General features: G+C 57.9%; 17 protein-coding genes and 1 pseudogene. 7 read left to right on the top strand and 11 right to left on the bottom strand.

Annotated features, from left to right (window positions below; genetic code table 11):
* Positions 1-9: 9 nt before the first annotated feature.
* Both KCG39_RS07905 and KCG39_RS07900 read left to right on the top strand, forming a co-directional pair.
* Entirely contained in the window at positions 10-468 is a 459-nt protein-coding gene (locus tag KCG39_RS07905) for a (2Fe-2S)-binding protein (RefSeq protein ID WP_004121880.1), read from the top strand.
* Between the two features lie 65 nt (positions 469-533).
* On the top strand, positions 534-1,139 hold the full coding sequence (locus tag KCG39_RS07900) for a nucleotidyltransferase family protein (protein ID WP_139530694.1): 606 nt from the start codon (positions 534-536) through the stop codon (positions 1,137-1,139).
* A gap of 64 nt (positions 1,140-1,203) precedes the next feature.
* On the opposite strand, the gene fdhF is transcribed toward KCG39_RS07900, so the two are convergent.
* Entirely contained in the window at positions 1,204-3,351 is a 2,148-nt protein-coding gene (gene fdhF, locus KCG39_RS07895; RefSeq protein ID WP_142468173.1) for a formate dehydrogenase subunit alpha, read from the bottom strand.
* A 136-nt stretch (positions 3,352-3,487) separates the two neighbouring features.
* Complete coding sequence (locus KCG39_RS07890; RefSeq protein WP_004121868.1) at positions 3,488-4,960, bottom strand: nucleobase:cation symporter-2 family protein; 1,473 nt, start codon at positions 4,958-4,960, stop codon at positions 3,488-3,490.
* Between the two features lie 635 nt (positions 4,961-5,595).
* On the opposite strand from KCG39_RS07890, the gene ygfT reads away from it, so the two are divergent.
* Both ygfT and KCG39_RS07880 read left to right on the top strand, forming a co-directional pair.
* On the top strand, positions 5,596-7,536 hold the full coding sequence (gene ygfT / locus KCG39_RS07885) for a formate-dependent uric acid utilization protein YgfT (RefSeq protein WP_087828977.1): 1,941 nt from the start codon (positions 5,596-5,598) through the stop codon (positions 7,534-7,536).
* Positions 7,533-8,009: a 4Fe-4S dicluster domain-containing protein gene (locus tag KCG39_RS07880; protein WP_004121863.1), complete on the top strand. Its 477-nt coding sequence runs from the start codon at positions 7,533-7,535 to the stop codon at positions 8,007-8,009. The genes ygfT and KCG39_RS07880 overlap by 4 nt, the downstream gene beginning before the upstream one ends.
* Positions 8,010-8,108: 99 nt before the next feature.
* On the opposite strand, the gene ssnA is transcribed toward KCG39_RS07880, so the two are convergent.
* On the bottom strand, positions 8,109-9,446 hold the full coding sequence (gene ssnA / locus KCG39_RS07875; protein WP_087828976.1) for a putative aminohydrolase SsnA: 1,338 nt from the start codon (positions 9,444-9,446) through the stop codon (positions 8,109-8,111).
* Positions 9,443-12,547 carry a putative selenate reductase subunit YgfK gene (gene ygfK / locus KCG39_RS07870; protein WP_142468172.1) on the bottom strand — a complete coding sequence of 1,035 codons (3,105 nt, stop codon included), beginning with the start codon at positions 12,545-12,547 and terminating at the stop codon, positions 9,443-9,445. Before ygfK ends, ssnA begins: the two co-directional genes overlap by 4 nt.
* A gap of 533 nt (positions 12,548-13,080) precedes the next feature.
* Here ygfK and KCG39_RS07865 point away from each other — a divergent pair.
* Positions 13,081-13,857, top strand: a pseudogene (locus KCG39_RS07865) (XdhC family protein); the annotation flags it as partial.
* A gap of 112 nt (positions 13,858-13,969) precedes the next feature.
* On the opposite strand, the gene arcC reads toward KCG39_RS07865, so the two are convergent.
* The 5 genes from arcC to ygeW all read right to left on the bottom strand — a co-directional run bounded on the left by arcC (position 13,970) and on the right by ygeW (position 20,094).
* Entirely contained in the window at positions 13,970-14,902 is a 933-nt protein-coding gene (gene arcC / locus KCG39_RS07860) for a carbamate kinase (protein WP_004121856.1), read from the bottom strand.
* A 12-nt stretch (positions 14,903-14,914) separates the two neighbouring features.
* On the bottom strand, positions 14,915-16,321 hold the full coding sequence (hydA, locus tag KCG39_RS07855) for a dihydropyrimidinase (protein ID WP_004121850.1): 1,407 nt from the start codon (positions 16,319-16,321) through the stop codon (positions 14,915-14,917).
* A 50-nt stretch (positions 16,322-16,371) separates the two neighbouring features.
* A complete protein-coding gene (locus KCG39_RS07850) occupies positions 16,372-17,583 on the bottom strand; it encodes a YgeY family selenium metabolism-linked hydrolase (RefSeq protein WP_004121846.1) in 1,212 nt (403 codons plus the stop codon).
* 63 nt (positions 17,584-17,646) lie between these two features.
* Positions 17,647-18,846: a diaminopropionate ammonia-lyase gene (dpaL, locus tag KCG39_RS07845; RefSeq protein ID WP_004121843.1), complete on the bottom strand. Its 1,200-nt coding sequence runs from the start codon at positions 18,844-18,846 to the stop codon at positions 17,647-17,649.
* A gap of 60 nt (positions 18,847-18,906) precedes the next feature.
* Entirely contained in the window at positions 18,907-20,094 is a 1,188-nt protein-coding gene (gene ygeW / locus KCG39_RS07840; protein ID WP_004121840.1) for a knotted carbamoyltransferase YgeW, read from the bottom strand.
* 489 nt (positions 20,095-20,583) lie between these two features.
* On the opposite strand from ygeW, the gene KCG39_RS07835 reads away from it, so the two are divergent.
* Complete coding sequence (locus KCG39_RS07835) at positions 20,584-22,368, top strand: sigma-54 interaction domain-containing protein (protein WP_142468170.1); 1,785 nt, start codon at positions 20,584-20,586, stop codon at positions 22,366-22,368.
* Between the two features lie 72 nt (positions 22,369-22,440).
* Here KCG39_RS07835 and ychF read toward each other — a convergent pair whose 3' ends face one another.
* Positions 22,441-23,535, bottom strand: coding sequence for a redox-regulated ATPase YchF (gene ychF / locus KCG39_RS07830; protein ID WP_049113556.1), 1,095 nt, complete (start codon positions 23,533-23,535; stop codon positions 22,441-22,443).
* 117 nt (positions 23,536-23,652) lie between these two features.
* Complete coding sequence (gene pth, locus KCG39_RS07825) at positions 23,653-24,237, bottom strand: aminoacyl-tRNA hydrolase (protein ID WP_004121831.1); 585 nt, start codon at positions 24,235-24,237, stop codon at positions 23,653-23,655.
* Positions 24,238-24,508: 271 nt separating this feature from the next.
* Here pth and ychH point away from each other — a divergent pair, with 271 nt between their 5' ends.
* On the top strand, positions 24,509-24,784 hold the full coding sequence (gene ychH, locus KCG39_RS07820; protein ID WP_004121828.1) for a stress-induced protein YchH: 276 nt from the start codon (positions 24,509-24,511) through the stop codon (positions 24,782-24,784).
* Positions 24,785-24,988: the final 204 nt, after the last annotated feature.

Genomic DNA, 24,988 nt, shown 5'->3' with positions numbered 1-24,988 from the left:
GCCATGAACATGAACCATATTGAGCTAAAAGTGAATGGCATCCGCATTGCCCGCGATGTGAAAGACAATGTCCGCCTGATCGATTTTCTCCGTGAAGATCTCAAGTTAACCGGCACCAAAGAGGGCTGCTCGGTGGGCGAGTGCGGAGCCTGCACCGTCATTATGGACGGCAAATCCGTCTGCTCCTGCCTGCTGCTGGCCGCCCAGTGTAACGGGGCGGAGGTTACCACCGTCGAAGCGCTGCATCACGATCCGGTCGGTAAAAAATTGCAGAACGCCTTTATTCGTCACGGCGGCGTTCAGTGCGGCTTCTGCACGCCCGGCGTGTTGATGAGCGCCAAGGCGCTGCTGGATGCTAACCCTAATCCCAGCGACGATGAGTTGAAAGAGGCGCTGGAGGGGAATATCTGCCGCTGTACGGGATATCAGCCGATCATTACCTCGATTAAAGCGGTGCTGAAACCCTGATCGCCGCAAGCGCCGCCTTCGCCAGCCGACGGCGGCGCTTTTTCGGCTGCAGGAGGAGGATGACGATGAGCAAAAAAATGGATAAACAGTGCATTATACTAGCCGCCGGGCTCTCCAGCCGGATGGGGAAATGGAAAATGATGCTGCCGTGGGGCGAAGGAACGATTCTGGATAGCGCCCTTGCCGGCGCCCTGGCGTTCTGCGATCGGGTGGTGCTGGTGACGGGGTTTCGTGGCGATGAGTTGGCCGCATGCTATCAGGATCATCCGGGCGTAGAGGTGGTCTTTAACCCGCGATATCAGGACGGCATGTTCTCTTCGATTCAGTGCGGGGTGGGCCATATCAGCGCTTCGCGTTTCTTTCTGGCGCTGGGCGATATGCCGGAGGTGACGCCGGGCGTCTACCGCCGGCTGTGGGACAACGCCGACGCCGAGAGCTGTCTTATTCCGGCCTACGAGCGCGGCAAAGGCCACCCGGTTCTTCTGCCGAAGCGGGCGATCTCGCTGATTCGTCGCGCCCCGCAAGGGGCCACCCTGCGGGACGTTATCGGTCAGATGGCGGTGCGCGTTATTCCCGTGGCGAGCCAGGGGATTCACTGGGACGTTGATACTCCGCAGCAGTATCTTGAGGTCGCGCGACGCTGCCGTAAGGATCAGGTCGCTTTCGGTTAGCGTTGGAGAAGGGAATAAGAAGAGACAATATCGCCCCGGGGTGCGCGCCGCGGGGCGATATTTTTTACCCCGCGGCGCTTTCGCGCAGGCGGGTTTTCAGCTGGTTGTATTGATCAATAACGTACCGTTCGGCGGCTTGCCGATCGGCAATGCGCTCAACGTTAACCGCGCAGTACTTGTACTCGGGGGTTTTGGTTATCGGGCTGAGATTCTCGGTGACCAGCTCGTTGCAGGCGCCGATCCACCACTGATAGGTCATATAAACCGCCCCTTTATTCGGCCTGTCGCTGACCTTCGCCCGGGAAATCACCTTGCCTTTGCGCGAGTTAACCCACACCAGTTCTTCGTCCTCAATGCCGAGCCGTTTGGCGTCGGCGGTGTTGATCTGGATGTAGCCCGGTTCGTCCGCCAGTTTGGCCAGCGCCGCGCAGTTGCCGGTCATCGAGCGGCAGGAGTAATGGCCCACTTCGCGCACTGTGGAGAGCACCAGCGGATACTTGTCGCTCAGCGTATCGATCGGCGCCTGCCATTCGCAGGTGAAGAACTGCGCCAGTCCGTTTGGGGTGGAGAAGCGCTCCGCAAACAGATACGAAGTGCCCTGATCCGCCTCGGACTCGTCGCGGCACGGCCACTGCACGTAGCCCAGCTCTCCCATCTTCTCATAGGTCGCGCCGAAGAAGTTGGGGCACAGCTGGCGGAGCTCATCCCAAATCTGCTGCGTGTTGTCGTACTTCATCGGATAACCCATGCGGGTGGCGATCTCGCAGATGATCTGCCAGTCGGTCTTCAGATCCCACTTCGGCTCAACCGCCTTGAAAAAGCGCTGGAAGCCGCGGTCCGCTGCGGTATAGACGCCCTCATGCTCGCCCCACGAGGTCGAGGGCAGAATCACATCGGCCGCCGCGGCGGTTTTGGTCATGAAAATATCCTGGACGATAACCAGTTCCAGATCCTCGAAGGCCTGACGCACGGCGGAAAGCTCGGCGTCGGTCTGCAGCGGATCTTCCCCCATGATATATGCCGCCCGCACTTCACCGTGCGCCACGCGGTGTGGCAGCTCGCTGATGCGGTAGCCGGGGTTCTCCGGTAGGCTCTCGACGCCCCAGGCGTTGGCGAACTTTTCCCGGTTTTCCGGGAATTTCACATACTGATAGCCCGGAAAGGTGTCCGGCAGCGCGCCCATGTCGCAGGCCCCCTGAACGTTGTTCTGACCGCGCACCGGGTTAACGCCGACGTGCGGTTTCCCCAGGTTGCCGGTGAGGATCGCCAGGCTGGTCAGGGAGCGTACCGTTTCGACGCCCTGCCAGAACTGTGTCACCCCCATTCCCCACAGAATCATGGCGTTTCCGGCGGTGGCGTACAGCCGCGCGCATTCGCGAATCTGCCCGGCGCTGATGCCGGTGATGGCTTCCACCGACTCCGGCGTATAGCCTTCGACGATGTTGCGATACGCTTCGAAGCCTTCGGAACGCCCGGCGACGAAGGGTTTATCGTACAGATCCTCTTCGATAATGACGTGCCCGAGGGCGTTGAGCAGCGCAATATTGGAACCGTTTTTCAGGGCAAGGTGCAGATCGGCAATGCGCGCGGTTTCGATTTTGCGCGGATCGCAGACGATAATTTTCGCCCCCTTGCGTTTGGCGTTGAGGATATGATTCGCCACGATAGGGTGCGAATCCGCCGGGTTATAGCCGAAAATAAACACCAGATCGGTATCATCGATCTCGGTGATAGCATTACTCATCGCGCCGTTGCCGACCGACTGGTGCAGACCTGCAACCGAAGGGCCGTGTCAGACGCGTGCGCAGCAGTCGACGTTATTGGTACCAATAACGGCGCGCGCAAATTTTTGCATGATGTAGTTGGTTTCATTGCCGGTGGCGCGCGAAGAGCCGGTGGTCTGAATCGCGTCCGGGCCATATTTCTCTTTAATGGCGCTCAGACGGGTGGCGACGTAATCGAGCGCCTCATCCCAGGAGACGGATTCTAGCCTGCCGCCGCGCTGGCGGCGGATCATCGGGGTTTTCAGGCGCGGCGTGAGGATCTGGGTATCGTTAATAAAATCCCAGCCGTAGTAGCCCTTCAGGCACAGGGTACCCTGATTGTTTTTTCCCATAGCGGCATCGGCGCGGGTAATCTTTCCCTCTTCTACCGTGAGCTGCATTTTGCAGCCGGAGGCGCAGTAGGGGCAGACGGTCGTTACTTTCTTCATAGTAAGGGTCCTTAATCTTAGAACAGCAGGGCAAAACTAAAGCGGCCGTTCAGGCCCTGCGCGATCCCCTGCTGTACGACGGGGATCGCCAGCAGCAGAAGGGTTAGCAATGCGAACAGGAGTCTGGTGAGCATCGTTACCCCTCCTGGGCTTCTTCCGGCTGTTTCTCCTTTTGAACTTTGCGCAGCAGGAGCCACATTCTGACGGTTCTGACGGCCATGTTGCGTGCCGCCGAACTTGGCGGGGCCGGATCGGGGACCGGCGTTTCGTGGTTAACGCGCAAAGGCACGCTGCCGTTGAGGGTGAGGTTGGCGACAATAGCCGTCAGGGTACCGATCGTAATCCCGCTGTGCAGAAACAGCTGAACCATCGGCGGAAACTGGGTGAATAAGTTGGGCACCAGTACCGGCATCATGCCGAGGCCGAGCGTTAATGCCACCACCATACCGTTATTATTGTTGCGGTAGTTGACCTGTCCCAGGGTACGAATACCAGACACCGCCACCATACCGAACATGACAATGCCTGCGCCGCCGAGGATCGGTTTCGGTATCAGCACCACCAGCGCCGCCATCCTCGAGAACACGCCCATCAGAATCAGAATGATGCCGGAGACCGACACCACAAAACGGCTGCGCACCCCGGTTAAACCGATCAGGCCGACGTTCTGCGCGAACGCGGCGTAGGGAAACAGATTGAAGAAGCCGCAGATGGTGGTCGCGATACCGCAGGTGTTGAGGCCGTTGCGCAGCATCTTCGCGTCCACCTTTTTCCCGACGATATCCCCGGTCGCCATCATCGAGGACATGGTTTCCACCATCACCACTACCATCACCATCGACAGCAGGGCGACGGGGATAATATGAAACTCAGGTTTGGCGAAGGGCATCAGGGTCGGCAGATGGAGCCAGGGAGTGGCGTGGACCAGACTGAAGTCGAGAGGCTTAAAGCAGCTCCAGAGTACGGTGCCGATAATAAGACCGATCAGCACCGACGTGTTTTTCACGACGCCGGAGGCGAAGGTGTAAATATTGAGAATAATCACCAGCGTAATCGCCGCCATCAGCAGCGAGAAGGGGGCGCCAAAGCCGCTCATTTCGCTGCTGCCGCCACCAATCCACCCGCCTGCCACCGGCATAATTGACATGCCGATAAGCGTGACGATACTGCCCATCACCACCTTGGGAAAGAAGCGGATAAGCTTACTAATCCACGGCGCGCAGCAGAGGATGAATATACCGGACACGATCACCGCCCCGGAAATCCCGCCGATCCCATACTCCTTACCGATCAGCACCATCGGAATCAGCGCCGCGAAGGTACAACCCTGGATAAGCGGCAGCCGGCAGCCGAGCCATTTACCAACCCCCAGCGACTGCACGATGGTGGCCGCGCCGCAGATAAACAGGTCGGCGCTGATGAGTAAAATAATGTGTTCCGGCGGGAGCCCTACCGCGTTGCCCACTACCAGCGGAACCGCCACGGCGCCGGCGTACATCACCAGCACGTGCTGTAGCCCATAAAGAATCATTTGCGTAACGGGTAAAACTTCATCGACCGGCGCGGTCGAGCTCCCGTTTCGTGAGGCGGAATTGGCGATATCTTTCATGAAGTTGTTATCTCCTGTACGACTTCACTCCGTATATACCCTTCATACTTCAAGTTGCTTGTGCGTTGGCTTTCCTCGCTCACCCCAGTCACTTACTAGAGTAAGCTCCTGGGGATTCGCTGTGTCGCCGCCTTCCTGCAACTCGAATTATTTTGGGTATAAGCGTGAACAGAGCCGAAGTTACGATTCGAAGGCCGCTGCCTCCCTGAGCTGATGCGTTCACCAGCGTGTTGCGCGCACGTTGAGTGATATGCGTAAGCTGTGCCAAAAATAAACATCCGGAGAAACGAAGAGGAATTGTGTGAAATAACTCACGGGAAAAAGGGCGGAATATCTCTCTGAGGGCAATATCTTTAAATAAGACGCGTTGGCAAAAAATGTGCGCTATCACATTGAGATAGGGACAATCTCATTTTGGTATTACGCACGATACGTTGAATTATCAACATGATTAAATCCAGAACGCAGCGAATAATCTTCGCTCAGCGCGCGTGGATAATTATCTCGCCGTTACGCTGAGGGGCACTTTTTTTTGAGGTGGCTCGCAAAAATGAGCAGCATATGAATACCCTGAAAAAAATCGCCTGATTATTGCATCGCTTCCCGGTGAGTCCTGAAATAATAAAGGGAAGCAAATGAATAAATTTATCGTTGCCGATTCTGCAAACTGTATTGGCTGCCATGCCTGTGAAGTGGCCTGCGTCACCTCTCATCGCCAGGACCGCTGGCCCCAGCAGCGCAGCGACTTTCTTCCACGCATCCGCGTGTTCTTCAACCGTAAGGCCAGCAGCGCGACGACCTGCCGCCACTGCAACGACGCGCCCTGCGTCGGCTCCTGTCCGACCCAGGCGCTGCGCGTGGCGAACGACAGCGTTCAGTTTACAGAGGCGCTGTGCATCGGCTGTAAAAACTGTGTCATCGCCTGTCCCTTTGGGGCCATTGAGATGGTGGCCAACGATGACGACGCGCCGCAGCTGGCGCAGAAGTGCGATCTTTGCAGCCAGCATCCTTCCGGTCAGCAGGCGTGCGTGGCCAGCTGTCCAACCCAGGCGCTGCGCCTGATGGATGAGGCTGCCGTTAACCAACTGCGCAACGCGCGGCAGATCCGATCCGCGCTGGAAAGACCGCTGAAGGGCGTTCGCGGCGCGAGACGTAACGCGATACTCAATAAACCTCCGCGCGTTGGGGCGAAAAAAGTGCCCGCCGATGACCGCCTGCGGCATTTCGGCGAAATCTATCAACCGCTGGGCGAGCGTGACGCGGAATATGAGAGCGAACGCTGCCTCTACTGTGCACAGAAGGCGTGGTGCAACTGGACCTGTCCGCTGCATAACCACATTCCCGATTTCATCCGCCTGGTGAACGAAGGCAAGATTATCGAGGCAGCGGAACTGTGTCATCAGAGCAGCTCCCTGCCGGAGATTTGCGGCCGCGTCTGTCCGCAGGACCGGCTGTGCGAAGGGGCCTGTACCTTAAAGAACGAGGGCGGCTCGGTCGCCATTGGCAATCTTGAGCGCTATATCACCGATACCGCGCTGGCGATGGGCTGGCGACCGACAATCGACAACGTGGCCCCGCGCCGGGAGCGGGTGGCGGTGATTGGCGCCGGGCCCGCCGGACTGGGCTGCGCCGATATTCTCGTGCGCGCGGGCGTGCACGTTGACGTCTTTGATCGCCATCCGGAAATCGGCGGCCTGCTGACTTTCGGTATCCCGCCGTTCAAGCTGGATAAAAAGGTGCTTGAGATGCGCCGCGACATTTTTAGCGCCATGGGCGTCAATTTTCATCTCAACCAGGAGGTGGGTCGCGACGTGGCTTTTGCCGATCTGCTGAAAAACTATGACGCGGTTTTCCTCGGCGTGGGTACCTACGGTCTGATGGCCGCCGGTCTGGCGGGAGAGAACGCCCCCGGCGTGATTCAGGCGCTGCCGTTTCTGATTGCCAGCACCCGCGAGGTGATGGGGCTTGAAGAGAGCGCCGAGTATCCGCTGACCGACATTAAGGGGAAACGGGTGGTGGTGCTTGGCGGGGGAGATACGGCGATGGACTGCCTGCGTACCGCCGTTCGCCGCGGCGCAGCGAGCGTGACCTGCGCCTACCGTCGCGATGAGCTAAGCATGCCCGGGTCGAAAAAAGAGGTGGTGAACGCGCGGGAAGAGGGGGTGAAATTTGAGTTTAACGTGCAGCCGCAGCGCATTCAGCTCAACCGTAAGGGGCAGGTCTGCGCGGTAGAGATGATCCGCACGAAGATGGGCGAGCCGGGCCCGGACGGCCGCCGTCGGCCGCAGCCGATCCCGGATTCCGGGTTTGAACTTAAAGCCGATGTGCTCATTATGGCGTTTGGCTTTCAGGCTCACGAGATGCCGTGGCTGCGCGGCCACGGGATTAAGCTGGACCGCTGGGGGCAGATAGTGACCGGTGGCAAAGGGCGCGGAACGACGCAAACCAGCCATGACAAAATTTTTGCCGGCGGCGATGCCGTGACCGGGGCGGACCTGGTGGTCACCGCCATGGTTGCTGGGCGGCAGGCGGCCAGCGAGATGCTGACGCAATTCACGGCCCGGGAGGAGATATGACCCGTTTTATCGTTGCCAGTTCGCAGGCCTGCATCGGCTGCCGGACCTGTGAGGTAGCCTGTGCGCTGGAACACGTGGCGCCGGGGGCGGAGTTTCACCCCCGCCTGAAAGTGATGCGCCTCGACGATGTTAGCGTGCCGGTGATGTGTCATCAGTGCGAGAACGCGCCCTGCGTGGGCGCCTGTCCGACCGGGGCGCTAAGTATGGGGGCGGAGAAGGTGGAAGCTGACGGCGGGCGCTGCATTGGCTGCCAGAGCTGCGCGATCGCCTGCCCGTTTGGGGCGATTACCATCGAGGTGAAGGCCGGTCTGACGCCGGTTATCGTTAAGTGCGATCTTTGCGGTACCCGCGAGCGCGGCCCCGCCTGCGTTGACGTCTGCCCGACGGCGGCGCTGAGTATCATGACCGAAGAACAGCTTAACGCGCTGCAAAAGCAGCGCAATATCGCCACCGCCGCGCTGCTGTCGCTGTAAACGTTGCGCCCGGCGGCGCAGAAGCCGCCGGGCAATTTCACGCGCGTTCTGTCAGCAAAAAAAACCGGCTTGCCAGCCGGTTTAGCATTTTTACGCGGGCTACGCGGGGAGCGCATCCATTCGCGCCCACATTTTTTTCGCCACTTTCTGCGCTTCGCGGAATATCGACTCGCAGTCAAAGCTGAACTGGCGATCCTCGTAGATCATCACGCCGTTCACCATGACGCTGCGCACGCTGTTTGCCCCAAGGCCGAAGGCGATATGTCCGGCGATGTTTTCCGCGATCAGCGGCGTCGGCGCCATATAGTCGCAAATAGTGAGGTCCGCTTTATAGCCCGCCTCAAGGCGGCCAAAGTGGGCGTTGAAGTTGCGATTCAGCAGTTCGTTGCCGTTGCTCAGCGCCTTCGCGAAGCTGTCCGGCCACAGCGGCCCGCCGGCGTCGCGGTGTTTAAAGAAGGCAAACTTCATCTCCTCGAACATGTCGGAACCGATGCCGTCGGTGCCGAGCGCCAGATTGCGCATCTGCGGCAGGCGGGGGTTGTAACCGACGTGGTTGTTCATGTTGGAGCGGGCGTTGTGCACCAGGAAGCCGTCCTGCGCGTTGAGCAGCTCGACGTCGGCATCGGAGATGTACAGGCCGTGGGCAATCAGCGTTTTACTGTTGATAAGGTCGAACTCCGCCAGCCGCACCAGCAGGTCCTTGCCGTAAAGGTGATGGCTGTGAGAGACATCGTAGCGGTCTTCCGCCGCGTGAATATGCAGGCCGCGGCCGGTGGCTTTTAGCGCTTCGCGCAGCATCGCCAGACCTTCATCCGGCACGGTGAACGGGGCATGGGCGCCGATATGGGCCTCGACCAGATAAGGCTGGTCGCCCTTTTCACGCGCGGCGTCGATCTCTCTGGCGAAGCGAATGTTCTCCTCAACGCTGTCGCGCAGCTCGCGGCTGCCAAAGTTGCGGTCGGTGGTTTCGAAGCAGGTCATTCCGCGCAGCCCGATTTTGAGGAAGGCGTTGCGCAGCTGGCTCAAGGAGCCCGCAATATAGTGAGGCGACGCATGATGATCGATCACCGCCGTACAGCCGCTGCGCACGGCCTCCATGGCGCAGATCAGCCCGCTGTAGTAGAGCGACTCCTCGTCCAGCGCCCGGTCAAGGCGCCACCACAGGTTTTTCAGCGTGGAGATAAAGTCCGGGCTGGGGGCGATATTGGCCTGAATCCCCCGGGACAGGCCGGAATAAAAGTGATTGTGGGAGCAGACCATGCCGGGCATCACCAGCTGCCCGCGCATCTCTTTCACCTGCGCCTGCGGATAGCGCTGGCACAGGCCGGGGCCGACAGCGAGAATTTTATCATTCTCAATGGCGATATCGACGTTCTCCCACACTTTCGCCGGATAGATCTGCGCGGCGGTGGCATTTTTCAGGATCAGGACACTCATACTTCAACGCCTCCCAGAAGATAGCTTTGGTGCTGATGAATATGGCTTATGATGCGGCACATGGCGTCCAACTGGGCCGGTACCTCGCTAAACTGGCCGCGGTCGTTTATTTCCAGCTGCCACGTCTGGTCGTCCTGACGCACTTTGACGCTGGCGCCCGCGACGAAGAAGCCTGGATTGGTGCTGTTGACAAAATCCTGCTCCAGGCTGAACACGGTGATTTTGTCTTTATACGGTTTTCCCTGCCACGGGCAGAACTGAGCGCAGTTGCCGCATTCGTTGCAATAAGCGTCCAGATGCAGGGTCTGGAAGCGATTCTGGAAGCCCGGCACGGCCACGGAAATATTGGCGCGGTTCGGACAGACGTCGACGCACTTGCTGCACACGTAGTTACACTCCAGGCAGCGGCTGGCTTCCTGCTCGACAAAAGCCTCGCGCTGGTTTTTATCCACCAGGGTGACGGCGATAGCGCCTTTACGCTGGTACACCTTCGCCGGATCGACATTGTTCCAGACTTTGTTTCCGTAGCGGCTGGCGATATTTTCCCGGGCCAGGATCGCGTCCGTGGCCCGTCGCGCGTTGCCGATAGCGGAGACGATAGATGAGGGGCCGCGCTGAACGTCGCCGATCAGGAAGACGTTCGGCTTGCTGGTCTCGCCATCGGCGTTGACCACCGGCCAGCCCTGTGGGTCGAGCGGGATCCCCATTGCCGACAGCGCTTCGCCGTCCTGCTGCTCGCCGATGGCGGTAATCAGAGAGTCGACTTGCAGGGTGCGAATCTCATCGGTTTCCACCGGGCGGCGGCGGCCTTTCTCATCCGGCTCGCCGAGCTTCATGACGCGTACGACGAGCGTCCCGTCGGCGTTAAACTGTTCCGGGTTACATAGCCACTCGAAGTCGACGCCGTCGAGCAGCGCCTCATCGTACTCTTCGCGCCAGGCGGGCATCTCTTGCTGCGAGCGGCGATAGACGATGGTCGCGCTCTGCACGCCCGGTACGCGCAGCGCCGCGCGGGCGCAGTCCATCGCGGTATTGCCGGCGCCGACCACGGCCACATGTTTGCCCAGATTCAGCTCGGCGCCGCGGTTAAACTGGCGCAGGAACTGCAGCGATTTATGCACGTTCTGGTTGTCGCCGCCCAGCTTCACGCCGCTGTTTTTATCGGTGCCGGTGCCGACCAGCACGTAACGAAAACCTTTCGCCTGCAGTTTTTCCACGCTCAGATGCGGATCGCAGCCGTACTCAATTTTGACGCCGTGGGCGACGACAAAATCGATATCGTGCTGAATAAGCTCGCCGGGAATGCGGAACTGCGGAATGATATTTTGCACCACGCCCCCGGCGTTGGCTTCGCGTTCAAATACCGTGACCGGATGCCCGGCGCGGGCGAGGAAGTAGCCGGCGGCGAGACCGGCAGGGCCTGCGCCGATCACCGCTACCGGGTGCCGGGAGCCGGATCCCGCGGGCTTATGCCAGCGGCTACGGTACTCGTCCCAGCCTTTCTCCAGCGCCACTTTTTTCAGTTCGCGGATGTTGAGCGCGCTGTCGTAATCCAGCCGCGTACAGTTGTACTGGCACTGGTGATCGCAGATATGGCCGGTGATGGCCGGTAAAGCGTTGCGCTGATAGATCAGCTCCAGCGCGTCGGCGTAGCGATGCTCGCCCAGCAGGCGGATATACTCCGGAATATCCTGCTTGATGGCGCAGGCCGTCACGCAGGGGGCGACGTAGCAGTCCAGCAGCGGCAGCGGCTCGCCGGTATCAATGCGCTCTTCCGGCTTCCACTGTTTCTGGGTGTAGTCCATGCTCACCGCTTTTTCCGCCAGCGCGTTGAGGCGCTCGACGTCGATCTGCGTCATGTTCCAGCCGTCGGCTTTCTCCAGCTCGCGCATGCACTCGCTCAGGCGCAGATATCCTCCCGGCTTCAGCAGGTCGGTGGCCATGGTGATAGGGCGAATGCCGGTGTCGAAAATCTCGCGAATGTTGAGCTGGCTGGCGCCGCCGGAGTAGGAGATCGGCAGCTTGCCGTCAAACGCCCGCGAGAGCAGGGCGGCCACGTTGATAGAGAGCGGGAACAGCGCGCGCCCGGACATATACATTTCCTCTCCCGGCAGCGCGCCTTTGTTGTTGATGGTGCCGAGGGTGTTGGTCAGCTTGACGCCAAAGCCGAGGCTGCGCGCTTTCGCCAGCGCCATCAGGCGCGTCAGCATCTCCAGCGCCCGGTCAATCTTAAGGTCGTGATCAAACGACGCTTCGCTAAGGCCGATATAGCCGAAGCCGCAGGTGTCGAGGATCTCGCGCACGCGCGGATAGCCGAGCAGGGTTGGGTTGAGCTTCACAAAGGTATTGAGGTTTTTCTCCGTCAGCATATAGCGACAGATGGCTTCGATCTCGTCCGGCGGGCAGCCGTGCATCGTCGAGAGGGTGACGCCCTGGACCAGCCTGGCCGGTATGCGCTGCGCCAGGTTGTCCAGCCCGTCTTTGCGTGCGCAAGTTGGCAGGCTGTCGATAAAGGGTTTATTTTGCAGCCAGCGGTTCAGCGTGTCGCGGTACTGGGCGAATTTAGGATGGGCGGAGGCGTCCATCATGTTGTCGATAAATTCCTGCATTGGCGGCTGCTTAATACCATCAAGGTTGTAGCCGACGCTCATATTGAAAATAAACGACTTGCTCTCTTTATTCGTCGCCAGCGGAAAGATCTGCTCCAGCAGATGCAGAGCGAACCAGGCTTTCAGGTACTCATCCCAGGCTTTTTTCAGGGTAAATTCAGTGGACCACTCGGTATTGAAGCACTCATCTTCCGCGTCGATACAGGGCTTTTCCAGCTCCAGACGGTCAAGGATCTGTACGGTTTTCAGCTCGATAAACCGCCCGCCGGTTAGCCAGGCGGTAATGATGTTTTGCGCCAGCTGGGTATGCGGCCCGGCAGCGGGGCCGAGAGGCGTGGCGCAGCTTTCGCCAAATACGCCGATCGAACGCTGCGCCTGCGGCGAATAAAACTGTTGTTCAGGAATGCCAAAAATAGATCCCTGACTCTGATACTCATCGAAAATGCGCGTTAACAGCTCCTCAAACGGCACGGGACGCATTATATCTCCCATAACCCTCTCCTTAGATATCATTGTAAGATCGACATTGCCGGTGGTAATAATCCCGACGGATAAAGAAAGAGGAGCAACAATCACACCAGTTATTCAAACGGCGGCGGCGGAATAATTAATTTGTGAACCAGGTCGAAACTCAACGCCGCGGCGTGAATAATTCCATAGCGGGTAAATGAGAACTCAAATCAATACGCTTTATCATTCGGCGAGATTTCTCAAAATCAGATCCGGAATATCAGAATGATAATTTATGTCGGCTATTCGGCGGTGATTTCAGCGGGCGGTGGGAATTTGGCCCGGCGGTTGACGAAATAATCGGCGCGATAGCCCAATTTCAACGTCGCCAGGGCTAACAAAATGACCTGATTCACAATTCGCGATAAAAAACGGCGGGGCAGTATAAATATTGCATAGCCATAATCGGTCGCTGCGACGGTATTTTCAACGGAGGGTGAGCTCTCAAACTGAGAAGCCGGTCGACATCGCAGACAATCCCCAAAACCGTAAAAGAAATTGCCTTTGAGGTTGGTATGAATATTTTCGCAGAAGCAGCACGGCTTGAAGAACAGAACTGCCCTTTTGCCCTCGCGCAGATTGTCGAAAGTCGGGGCTCCACCCCCCGACACGCCGCTCAGATGCTGATCCGTGAGGACGGTTCGATTGTGGGCACCATTGGCGGCGGGATGGTGGAACGTAAAGTTATTGATGCGGCGCAGGCGGCGCTGCGCGAGCGGGAATCGCGAATGTTTCACGGCCGCATGGCGCGCACCGGCAGCGACGCCGTGGGCTCCGACTGCGGCGGCGCGATGTCGGTATACATCAGCGTTCACGGCCTGCGCCCGCGCCTGCTGCTGGTCGGCGCCGGGCACGTTAACCGCGCGGTTGCCCACGCCGCGGCGCTGCTGGATTTTGATATCTGCGTCGGCGATACCTACGCCGCAAGCCTCTGTCCCGATGCTTTCCCCGCTTCGGCGCGGCTGGCGCATGCTGCCAGCTTCACGGATGTGGTGGACGCGATGGCGGTACGGCCGCAGGATTTCGTGCTGATTGCCACCAACAACCAGGATCGCGAGGCGCTGGACAGGCTGATAACCCAACCGGTGGCGTGGCTGGGGCTGCTGGCCAGCCGGCGAAAAGTGCAGGCCTTTGTACGTCAGATGCGGGAGAACGGCGTGCCGGAAGCGGATATCAGCCGCCTGCGGGCGCCGATTGGCTATGACATCGGCGCCGAGACGCCAAACGAGATCGCCATCAGCGTGCTGGCGGAGATCCTGCAGGTGAAAAACGGCGCGCCGGGGGGGCTGATGAACCAGGTTAAACAGGCGGGTCGGCAGGAATATGCCGTGGAGGCGGCGGAAATCTGAGGTTCTGCCAGGGGAAATGTTGCCGGGAGGTTCCCGGCAACCCGTGGCGTACAGCTTACTGGCTAATCATGGTGCCGGTTTTCCCTTCAATGCCCTCTTTGGCTTTGCTTAACATGGTGATCAGCGCCTGGCGTCCCGGCCGGGAGCGGGCGAAGGCGGCGGCGGCTTCCACTTTTGGCAGCATTGAGCCTTTGGCAAAGTGACCCTCTGCGATAAAGCGTTCGGCATCGCGCAGGGAGAGGTTATCCAGCCACTGCTCCTCAGGTTTACCGAAGTTGATCGCCACCTTTTCCACGGCGGTGAGAATGATCAGCAAGTCGGCGTCGATCATCTCCGCCAGCTTCGCGCTGGCCCAGTCCTTGTCGATAACCGCGCTGGCTCCGCGCAGATGGTTACCCTCGCGAATCACCGGAATGCCGCCGCCGCCGACGGTGATCACCACGTGGCAGTCATCCATCAGCGCTTTTACCGTTTGTTTCTCGATAATATCTACCGGCATGGGCGACGCGACGACGCGACGGTAGCCGCGCCCGGCGTCCTCTTTCATGATGTAGCCGTTTTGGCTCAGCTTTTCGGCCTCTTCTTTGCTGAAGAACGAGCCGATGGGCTTGGTCGGATTAAGAAATGCCTTATCGTTAGCGTCCACTTCCACCTGGGTTATCAGGGTCGCCACTGGAATATCCAGCTGGCGCGACAGCAGCTCTTCGCGAATCGCGTTCTGCAGGTCGTAGCCGATGTAGCCCTGGCTCAACGCCACGCAGACCGACATCGGCAGCATCGGCGTGTGGGCCTCGGTTTTGGCCGCGGCTTCAAAGGCCTGGTTGATCATGCCCACTTGCGGGCCGTTACCGTGAGTCACCACCACCTGATGGCCAAGGGCGATAAGATCGACGATCGTCCGCGCGGTGTGCCGTACGGCCTGCATCTGTCCGGCGAGATCGTCGCCCAGCGCATTCCCGCCGAGAGCGAGAACAATTTTTTTACTCATAGCATCCTCTCATTACGTTTCTGTTCCGCTGACGGCCAGGTGAGCGGTGGAAAAGGGTTGTCGGCGTAAAAAACGGCCCTGACCGGCGGTGCCAGTAAAAGTGCCGTTATCAAAAATCACCCTGCCGTGGGAGAGCGTCTGGCGAATCGCGCCCTGGCAGATAAAGCCCTCATAGGGTGAATAGTCAGCGTTGTCGTGCAGCATGTCGTGGCGAATGGTGGTGGTGCGTTTGGGGTCGATGATGACCACGTCGCCATCGGCGCCGGGCGCCAGCAAGCCCTTCTGCGGCCATAGGCCAAACAGCTTCGCCGGATTGGTGCTGGTGAGCGCCACAAAGCGCTCGGGGGTGATGCGCCCGGTCATGACCCCATGCGAGAACAGCAGCAGCAGGCGGTTTTCCACTCCCGGCAGACCGTTCGGGCAGCGGCTAAAGTCGCCGCCGGAGATCTGCCTGCGCTGCTGCGCAGAGAACGCGCAGTGGTCGGTGGCGACCGTGTCAATGTCGCCATTGCTGATGCCGCTCCAGAGGGCGTCGTTGTTGCTGGCGTTGCGCAGAGGAGGGCTGAGCAGATAGTTAAGCGCGTCTTCGCGCTCGTAGCAGCGCTCGTCCAGCAGCAGATACTGCGGGCAGGTCTCCACCCACACCGGCTGGTGGCGTCTTCTGGCCAGGCGTAGATAGTCCAGACCCAGGGCGTTGGAAAGATGCACGATATACAGCGGCGCGTTCCCCGCCAGCTGCGCGAGATTGATGGTTCGGGCGATGGCTTCCGCCTCGCACTCCAGCGGGCGGCTCAGGGCGTGATAGCGCGGCGCGGTTTTACCGGCGTTGATAAATTCCGCCCGGCGCTGGGCGATGGCGGCATCGTTTTCGGGATGAACGGTGGTTAGCGCGCCGGCGCGCTGGAGGTGGCGCATCGCCTGCAATATCTCATCATCGCTGAGTTTGTACTGGTAGGTAAGATAGAGCTTAAAGCTGCTGATGCCGCTATCCACCATCATCGGAATCTCGTCGAGAATGCCGTGGTTAACGTGCTGGATAACGCCGTGAAAACTGTAGTCGATAACGGCTTTATAGGCGGCGTAGCCGCGATAGACCTCGAACTGGTGGCGCAAATGGCAGCCGACGGGCCCGAAGCCCATATGATCAACAATGGTGGTGGTACCGCCGCAGGCCGCGGCCCGGGTGCCGGTAAAGAAATCATCGCAGCTGCGGGCGAGACCCACGTCAATATTGAAATGGGTATGAACGTCGACGCCGCCGGGCATCACGTAGCAGCCCTCGGCGTCAATTACTTCGCAGGGTTGTTCGGCCTCAATTGAATCGGCAAGGCGCTTGACGAGGCCATCTTCGATAAGCAGGTCCTGCTTCACCTGGCCGTCGGCGTTGACGACGAGGCCATTTTTAATCAGTACGCGCATAGAAACCTCAATATGCCGCCGCAGGACGCAGCGGCAGACAGGACGAACGATTACTCCGTGGCCAGCCAGCTCAGCGGGATGGCGGCATACATCGCGGCGCAGGTCACCAGATGCGATTTCCAGGTTTTCTCATTCGGCGCATGCGCTTCCGGCTCTTTCCCTGGCCCAAAGCCGATAACCGGAATGCCGTGGCGGCCCATAATGGAGACGCCGTTGGTGGAGAAGGTCCACTTATCCACCACCGGCGCTTTGCCGAACAGCCCTTCATAGGCGTTGCTCAGGGCGCGGACGGTAAAGTGGTTCTCTTCCACTTTCCAGGTCGGGAAGTAGCATTCGGTCGGGTAGACCAGGCCAGTCCAGGAGGGACGCTCGTAGTTGTACATCGAGACCACCGCGGCGGCTTTTTTCACTGCCGGCAGCGCGCGGATCTCATCCAGCGCGCCTTCCCAGGTTTCGCCCCAGGTCAGACGGCGGTCAATGGAGACGGCGCAGCTATCCGCTACCGCGCAGCGGCTCGGCGAGGTGAAGAAAATCTCGGAAACGGTCAGGGTGCCTTTGCCGAGGAATTCGTCATCGCCCAGCTTGTGCGAAAGCTGTTCCAGCTCGGTGAGAACGGGCGCCATTTTGAAGATGGCGTTATCGCCGCGCTCCGGGGCGGAGCCGTGGCAGCTGACGCCCTGAACTTCCACGCGGATCTCCATACGCCCACGCTGGCCTCGGTAAATCTGGCAGTCGGTGGGTTCGGTGCTGACGACAAATTCAGGACGAATGCCGGATTGTTCAATAATGTACTGCCAGCACAGGCCGTCGCAATCCTCCTCCTGAACGGTACCGGTCACCAGCAGGGTATATTCATCTTCCAGGCCCAGATCTTTAATGATTTTACCGGCGTAAACCATGGAGGCCATTCCGCCCTCCTGGTCAGACGCGCCGCGTCCGCCGATCAGCTCATCGGTCTCCATACCTTCGTACGGGTCAAAATTCCAGTTTTTGATATTGCCAATACCGACGGTATCAATGTGCGCATCCATTGCCAGCAGACGCGGACCGTGGCCGATGTAGCCCAGCACGTTGCCCATCGGATCGATTTCAACTTTATCGAAGCCGACTTTTTCCATCTCTTCTTTAATGCGGTGTACCACGCGCTTCTCATCGCTGCTTTCGCTGGGGATAGCGATCATATCGCGCAGGAAACGGGTCATCTCTTTTTCGTACTGTTTTGATTTTGCCAGGATTGCGTTGAACGGAATTTGCTTAGCCATAACGATGTTCTCCAGTTCTGAATACGGACTTCCCGCGCGGCGGGAGGAATTTTGCTAAGTCGGCTATTGCGCCGCCGGATGCCTGCCTTCCCAGACGACTTCGCGATAGTGCTTAACGTCGGTGTCGCCTTCGGTGCTAATCACCAGCACCACGGAGCGGCTGTCCAGCTTGAGCTTGTGCATCAGGGCTTCGCGCTGCGGATGGAAATGAATCGCCGCCAGCAGGCCGAGACCGACGGCGCCGGATTCGCCGGAAATAATGCGCGGATCCTGGCCCGCCGGGTTTCCCAGCACCCGCATGCCGAGGGCGGCGACGGCGTCCTGACAGGAGACGAACTGCGTGGCGCAGTTGCGCAGCACTTCCCAGCCCAGCGGGTTAGGCTCACCGCAGGCAAGGCCGGCCATAATGGTGGCCATATCGCCGCTGACGTTGACCATCTGGCCCTTCAGCGCAGAGCGATAGAGGCAGTCGGCTAGCTCCGGCTCGACGATAATGGAATGGAGATGCTTTGCGCCGTAGACGTCGGCCAGATAGCCCAACACGCCGCCGGCCATCGCCCCCACGCCGCCCTGCAGGAGCACGTGCGTCGGACGAGCGATACCCATTGAGGAGAGCTGTTCTACCGCTTCATCAGCGAGGGTGGCGTAGCCCTGCATAATCCAGGTCGGAATTTTTGTGTAACCTTCCCAGGCGGTGTCCTGTACCACCTCCCAGCCGTTTTTCTGCGCGGTCTGCATGGTAAAGCGGACGGTGTCGTCGTAGTTCATGTCGGTGACGATGCATTCCGCGCCGAGGCGCAGAATGGCGTCAACCCGCTCCTGCGCGGAGCCTTTCGGCATATAGATCACCGCGTTCTGGCCTAACTGGCGGGCCGCCCACGCCACGCCGCGGCCGTGGTTGCCGTCGGTGGTGGTGGCGAAAGTCATCTTCTCTTTAATGCTGGATTTAAGCGTTTCGAAGGAGAGGTCGTTGATATCTAAATGATATTTTTCACACAGCAGCCGGGCGATGGCGTAAGAGCCGCCGAGCATTTTGAAGGCGTTGAGGCCAAAGCGCCGGGATTCATCTTTAACGAGGATTTTTTGTACCCCAAACAGCGCGGAAAGTTCGTTCAGCGCCACCAGCGGCGTAGGCTTATAGCCGGTAATCTTTTGATGAAAGCGGCGAGCCTGCTGCGCCTGCTGGCGTGAAAACAGCGGTGAAGTCTCCGCGTTAAAAAAACGGTTTTCGGCAATATCCATTTTCAATGAGAAAGCAGACATACTCGATCCTTATCCTTTAGTTCGACAGTCGTGGGGCTGGCCCGCGGGCCAGCCGGGAGATTATTTGATGCGTTTCTGCGCGTCCTTGAGCAGTTGCTCCAGCACCTTGCCTGGGTTCGCGTATTTGCGGCAGACGATCATCGCGGCGATGATGTACGGCTTCCAGCTTGCCTCTTTGTAGGTCGGGATCCGGTACTTCTCGAAGACGCCTTCGGTGACTTCGCCCGCCTCGCAGGAGACGCCGGTGATATCCGCCGGCAGACAGTGCATGTACAGCGCTTCGCCGTCACGGGTATGCTTCATCATCTCTTCCGTACAGTGCCAGTCTTTATGCCCGGCGTTCTGCGCCAGGCAGGCTTTCTCCAGCGCCTTCAGCCCTTCGTGGTCGTTAGCGCGCAGCAGTTCGGTGCGTTTTTCCATCACTTTGTACGGCGCCCAGGATTTCGGATAGACGATATCGGCGTCTTTAAAAGCTTCCTCCATGCTGTTGACCTGGCGGAAGCTGCCGCCGGAGGCCTGGGCGTTGTTTTTCGCCACTTCGATAACGTCCGGGATCAGGTCGTAGCCTTCCGGGTGGGCGAGGGTGACCTCCATACCGAAGCGGGTCATCAGGCCGATAATGCCCTGCGGCACCGAGAGGGGTTTGCCATAGCTCGGCGAATAGGCCCAGGTCATGGCGATCTTCTTGCCTTTCAGGTTCTCCAGCGAGCCGAAGTGCTCGCGCAGCCAGGCGAGGTCCGCCATGGACTGCGTTGGGTGGTCGATATCGCATTGTAAATTGATCAACGCCGGACGCTGCGGCAGAACACCCTGTTTGTGACCGTCATCCAGCGCTTCGCCGACTTCGCGCATATAGGCGTTGCCCGCGCCAAGGAACATGTCATCGCGAATGCCGATGGCGTCGGCGCAGAAGGAGATCATGTTGGCGGTTTCACGCACCGTTTCGCCGTGGGCAATCTGCGATTTCCCTTCATCCAGATCCTGCTGCGCCAGCCCTAACAGATTGAGGGCGGAGGCATAGGAGAAGCGGGTACGGGTTGAGTTATCGCGGAACACGGAAATGCCCAGGCCGCTGTTAAACACTTTGGTGGCAATATTTTCAGCGCGTAGCGTTTTCAGCGCGGCGGCGACGTCCAGCACCTGTTTCAGCTCATCCGGCGATTGTTCCCAGGTCAGCAGGAAGTCTTTCTCACTGAGATGCGAGTTAAGTTTATTGATATCCTTAATCAGTTCGTTAACAGTTTTCATGTTTCAATCCTGGTCGTGAATGACGGCTTATTGATTGCTGTGCGGTCGGATATGCAGAGTTGCCGAATTAGCGACTGCCAGCGCTGTATTACCACTAACAATAAGCGTGCCAAATCCTCCGGGAGAGGCGGCGGAGAGGATTGAATAGTTAAGATTATGCCAGGTCTATCACGAATTCAGGCGAGTTATTACGAGAAAGGAAAGGTGAAATTTCTCCCCCGCCGTCCATTTCAACGAGACAGGCGCGGGTTGCCGCCGCAAATAATGCGATTATCATCTTCACATTGCGCCAATATGATAAAAATCGCTGCAAATTTATCATAATGATAAGAAATTGTGATAGCTCTTGCATATTTAAGATAAGGTGGGGGAATTGGCCCTATCTATATCAACGCGGGTAGCTGGAAGGAGTGTTATCATTCCCCGGAGATAAATAAAGCCGCTTCGCTTGACGCCGAACAGGTGAGCAATAATAGAAGGCCGATAGACATGATACCGTCCAAAGCACCCTCCATTTTAATGCAGATTCAGCCTACAATTCAAAAGTTTGCAAGGATGTTATCCAGCGTGCTGCAGCTGGAGGTCGAGATTGTTGATAACGAATTATACCGGGTCGCCGGAACCGGCGCTTATAGTAAACAGATTGGCTATAAATTAAATTCCAATTCGCGGCTTCTTCGTTACATTATTGAAACACAGACCGAGAAAGTCGTCACCCATTCCCGCTTCGACCCCCTCTGTAAAGACTGTAGCAATAAGGAGAAATGCGAGGAGAAAGCGTTTCTTGGCACGCCGGTGATGTATCACGACCGCTGCGTCGGCGTTATTAGTCTGATTGCGCTGACGCGCGAGCAGCAGGAACGTATAAATGCGAATATCCAGGAGTTTTCTGATTATGTTCGTCATGTCTCAACCATATTCGTTTCCCGCTTTTTGCAGGAGCGGGCGGTCGGCGACAATATCCATAAAATATTTTTAACCATGATCGAAAATATGGATCAGGGCGTGCTGGTGATGGGCAATGATCAAAGAGTCAAATTTGCCAACCAGGCCGCATTGAAAATAATGAACGTCACTCAGGGGCAGGTGATTGGTAAGTCAATCCAGTTTCAGCCGTTGACCTTCGAAGATAATTTCAAGCACGGACATATGCAGCACATTATCTCCTTTGACGATCGCAAGGAGCTCATTATCGGTCAGCTGCACGCGGTGCAGGATCAGCGGTTATTTTTAATGGCGTTCCATCAGTCGCACTCTTCGGCCGATTTCAGCTGCGGGCAGGAAGGGCCGCAGATTGAGGCGATGGTGGGAGAATGTCGACCTATGCGGCAGCTTAAAAAGCTGATCAGCCGCGTGGCCCCGAGCCCATCCAGCGTGATGATTGCCGGCGAGAGCGGCACCGGCAAGGAGGTTGTTGCCCGCGCAATCCACAAACTCAGCGACCGCCACGCAAAGCCCTTTATCGCGATTAACTGCGCCGCGATCCCCGAGCAGCTGTTAGAAAGCGAACTGTTTGGCTACGTGAAGGGGGCGTTTACCGGCGCATCGGCGAACGGCAAGACCGGCCTGATTCAGGCGGCCAATAGCGGCACGCTGTTTCTTGACGAAATTGGCGATATGCCGCTCACTCTGCAGGCCAAGCTGCTGCGGGCCATTGAGTCACGTGAGATTCAGCCGGTGGGCGCCAGCCATCCGGTCCAGGTCGATATTCGTATCATATCGGCGACTAATCAAAACCTGGAACAGTACATCGCGGAAGGGAAGTTCCGCGAAGATCTCTACTATCGTCTGAACGTGATTCCGCTGCGCCTGCCGCCGCTGCGCGAACGTCAGGACGACATTGAGCTGCTGATTCACTATTTCCTGCATCTGCATACCGGTCGCCTCAATCTGGTATATCCTGGCGTGGCGCAGGACGTGATCGATTTCCTTAAACGTTACCGCTGGCCGGGCAACATTCGCGAGCTCAGCAACCTGATGGAGTACCTGGTCAACGTGGTGCCGTCGGGAGAAATCATTGATATGTCGCTGCTGCCGCCCAATTTGCTGAGCAGCAGCGAGCTGGCGAGTCAGCCGCCGTCTTCTGCTTCCGCGGCAGCGCCCCTCGCTCAGGAGGAGAACGTGACGGCGCTAGAAGAGATGGAGCGGCAGATGATCCGCGATGCGCTCTCGCGCTACAGTAATAAAAAACAGGCGGCGGACGAGCTGGGGATTGGTATCGCCACGCTGTATCGTAAAATAAAGAAATATTCGCTGGCGGCGGGTCAGAACTGACGGCAATGGCGGGCAATAAAAAATCCACGCGAGTGCGTGGATTTTATGGATGATATTTCTGCGAAGGAGAGCTTAGACGTTAAACAGGAAGTTCATCACATCGCCATCTTTCACGATGTAGTCTTTACCTTCAGCACGCATTTTCCCGGCTTCTTTGGCACCCTGCTCACCTTTATAGGTAATAAAGTCTTCATAAGCGATGGTCTGCGCGCGGATAAAGCCTTTTTCGAAGTCGGTGTGGATTTTACCCGCGGCCTGTGGTGCAGTGGCGCCGACCGGGATGGTCCATGCACGGACTTCCTTCACCCCTGCGGTGAAGTAGGTCTGCAGGTTCAGCAGCTCGTAGCCGGCGCGGATAACGCGGTTCAGGCCCGGCTCTTCGAGACCCAGCTCGGCCATAAACTCATCGCGGTCGGCATCGTCCAGCTCGGCGATGTCGGACTCAACGGCGGCGCAAACGGCGACCACCACGGAACCTTCGGCGGCGGCGATTTCGCGAACTTTATCAAGATAAGGGTTGTTCTCAAAACCGTCTTCGTTGACGTTGGCGATATACATGGTCGGCTTCAGGGTCAGGAAGCTCAGGTATTTAATCGCTGCTTTGTCTTCGTCGGTCAGGTTTTTCAGCGCACGCAGCATACCGGCGTTTTCCAACTGCGGCAGGCATTTTTCCAGCGCCGCAAGTTCGGCTTTCGCGTCTTTATCGCCGCCTTTGGCTTTTTTCTGCACGCGGTGGATGGCGCGCTCGCAGGTATCCAGGTCAGAGAGCGCCAGCTCGGTGTTGATCACCTCGATATCGTCAGCCGGATCCACTTTATTGTTAACGTGAATGATGTTGTCGTTTTCGAAACAGCGTACCACGTGACCGATAGCTTCGGTTTCGCGGATGTTGGTCAGGAACTGGTTGCCCAGGCCTTCACCTTTCGACGCGCCTTTAACGAGGCCGGCGATATCAACGAATTCCATCGTGGTCGGCAGAATACGCTGTGGTTTGACGATTTCAGCCAGTTTGTCCAGACGCGGATCGGGCATCGGCACGACACCGGTGTTCGGCTCAATGGTACAGAAGGGGAAGTTGGCCGCTTCAATACCCGCTTTGGTGAGCGCATTGAACAGGGTGGATTTGCCGACGTTGGGCAAACCGACGATACCGCATTTGAATCCCATGATTTAAATCACCTTAATCTTTGGATAATCAACCTGTTACAGTGAACAGATTGCAGAAAAGTAAATAGCTTCGCCTATTATACACGGTGCGTGACAAAAATTCCGCACGCCAACCGGTTATTGCGCTTTAAAAGCGTGTAAACGGTTGGTCGCTTTCGTCAGGCCATCTTTCAGCCACACCTCAGTGCAGCGTGCCGCTTCGTCAACGGCCTCATCAATCAGCTTCTGTTCGCTGGCGGGCGGTTTACCCAAAACAAAACCGACAACTTTATTTTTATCGCCCGGATGGCCGATTCCCACGCGTAAGCGGTGAAAGTTCGGGTTATTGCCCAGCTTACTAATGATATCTTTCAGGCCATTATGGCCGCCGTGTCCGCCGCCCAGCTTGAACTTCGCCACGCCTGGCGGTAAGTCGAGCTCATCGTGGGCGACGAGGATTTCGTCCGGGTTAATACGAAAGAAGGTCGCCATCGCGCCGACGGCTTTGCCGCTCAGGTTCATAAAGGTGGTCGGCACCAGCAGGCGGACATCTTCGCCGGCAAGGTTTATCCGCGAGGTGTAGCCGAAGAATTTGCTCTCTTCGCGCAGCGGCGCACGGTGGCGTTCCGCCAGTAAATCCACGTACCAGGCGCCAGCGTTATGTCGGGTCGCTGCGTATTCAGCGCCGGGGTTCGCCAGGCCGACAATTAATTTTATGCTCACTTTTTTATCCTGCTTGGTCGTTCTCTGGCGCGTAGTGTACTGTCTGCGCGCGCGGTTGACAAAGTTCTGCCAGCGAAGCGCGGCTGACAGAGATAATAACAGGTTTGAATAATTAGAATTTGATGTTGTTCAGAGGGTTATTTGTAAACTTTTGTTGGCAAGATGTTCGCTTCTGTGATCCTTCACGCAATCGGTATATTGCTCATTGTCTATACTACACCTATAAGATTTGGGGATATTCCCATGCAACCCAAGGTTCCGGAGGTGACATATGAAACGCAGAAACGCTTCGTTACTCGGTAATGTGCTGATGGGGTTGGGGTTGGTCGTCATGGTTGTCGGCGTTGGTTATTCTATTTTAAACCAGCTTCCGCAGCTTGACCTGCCGCAGTTTTTCGCGCACGGCGCGATCCTGAGTATCTTTGTCGGCGCTGTGCTGTGGCTGGCAGGCGCTCGCGTCGGCGGTCATGAACAGGTTAGCGACAGATACTGGTGGGTTCGTCACTACGACAAACGCTGCCGCCGCGATCAGCATCGCCACAGCTGAGTGAATTCCATACCACCAGCCGTTGTGAACGGCTGGTGCGTTTTAATGCCGTCCGTTCAGGCCGCCCGCATGTTGTTGTCTCAAATCCTCCTTATCTCTCTTCATCTTTCATCGGCACAGTCTGCCTAATACAATTCGCGTACTGAGCGCTTGACCCTGACGTAACGTCAGGCTGCAGAGTGGCGCCACTGGTCGATGAAAGGA

The sequence above is a fragment of the Klebsiella pasteurii genome (genome assembly GCF_018139045.1).
Classification (GTDB): domain Bacteria; phylum Pseudomonadota; class Gammaproteobacteria; order Enterobacterales; family Enterobacteriaceae; genus Klebsiella; species Klebsiella grimontii.
This window is presented reverse-complemented; position numbering and strand designations above follow the sequence as displayed.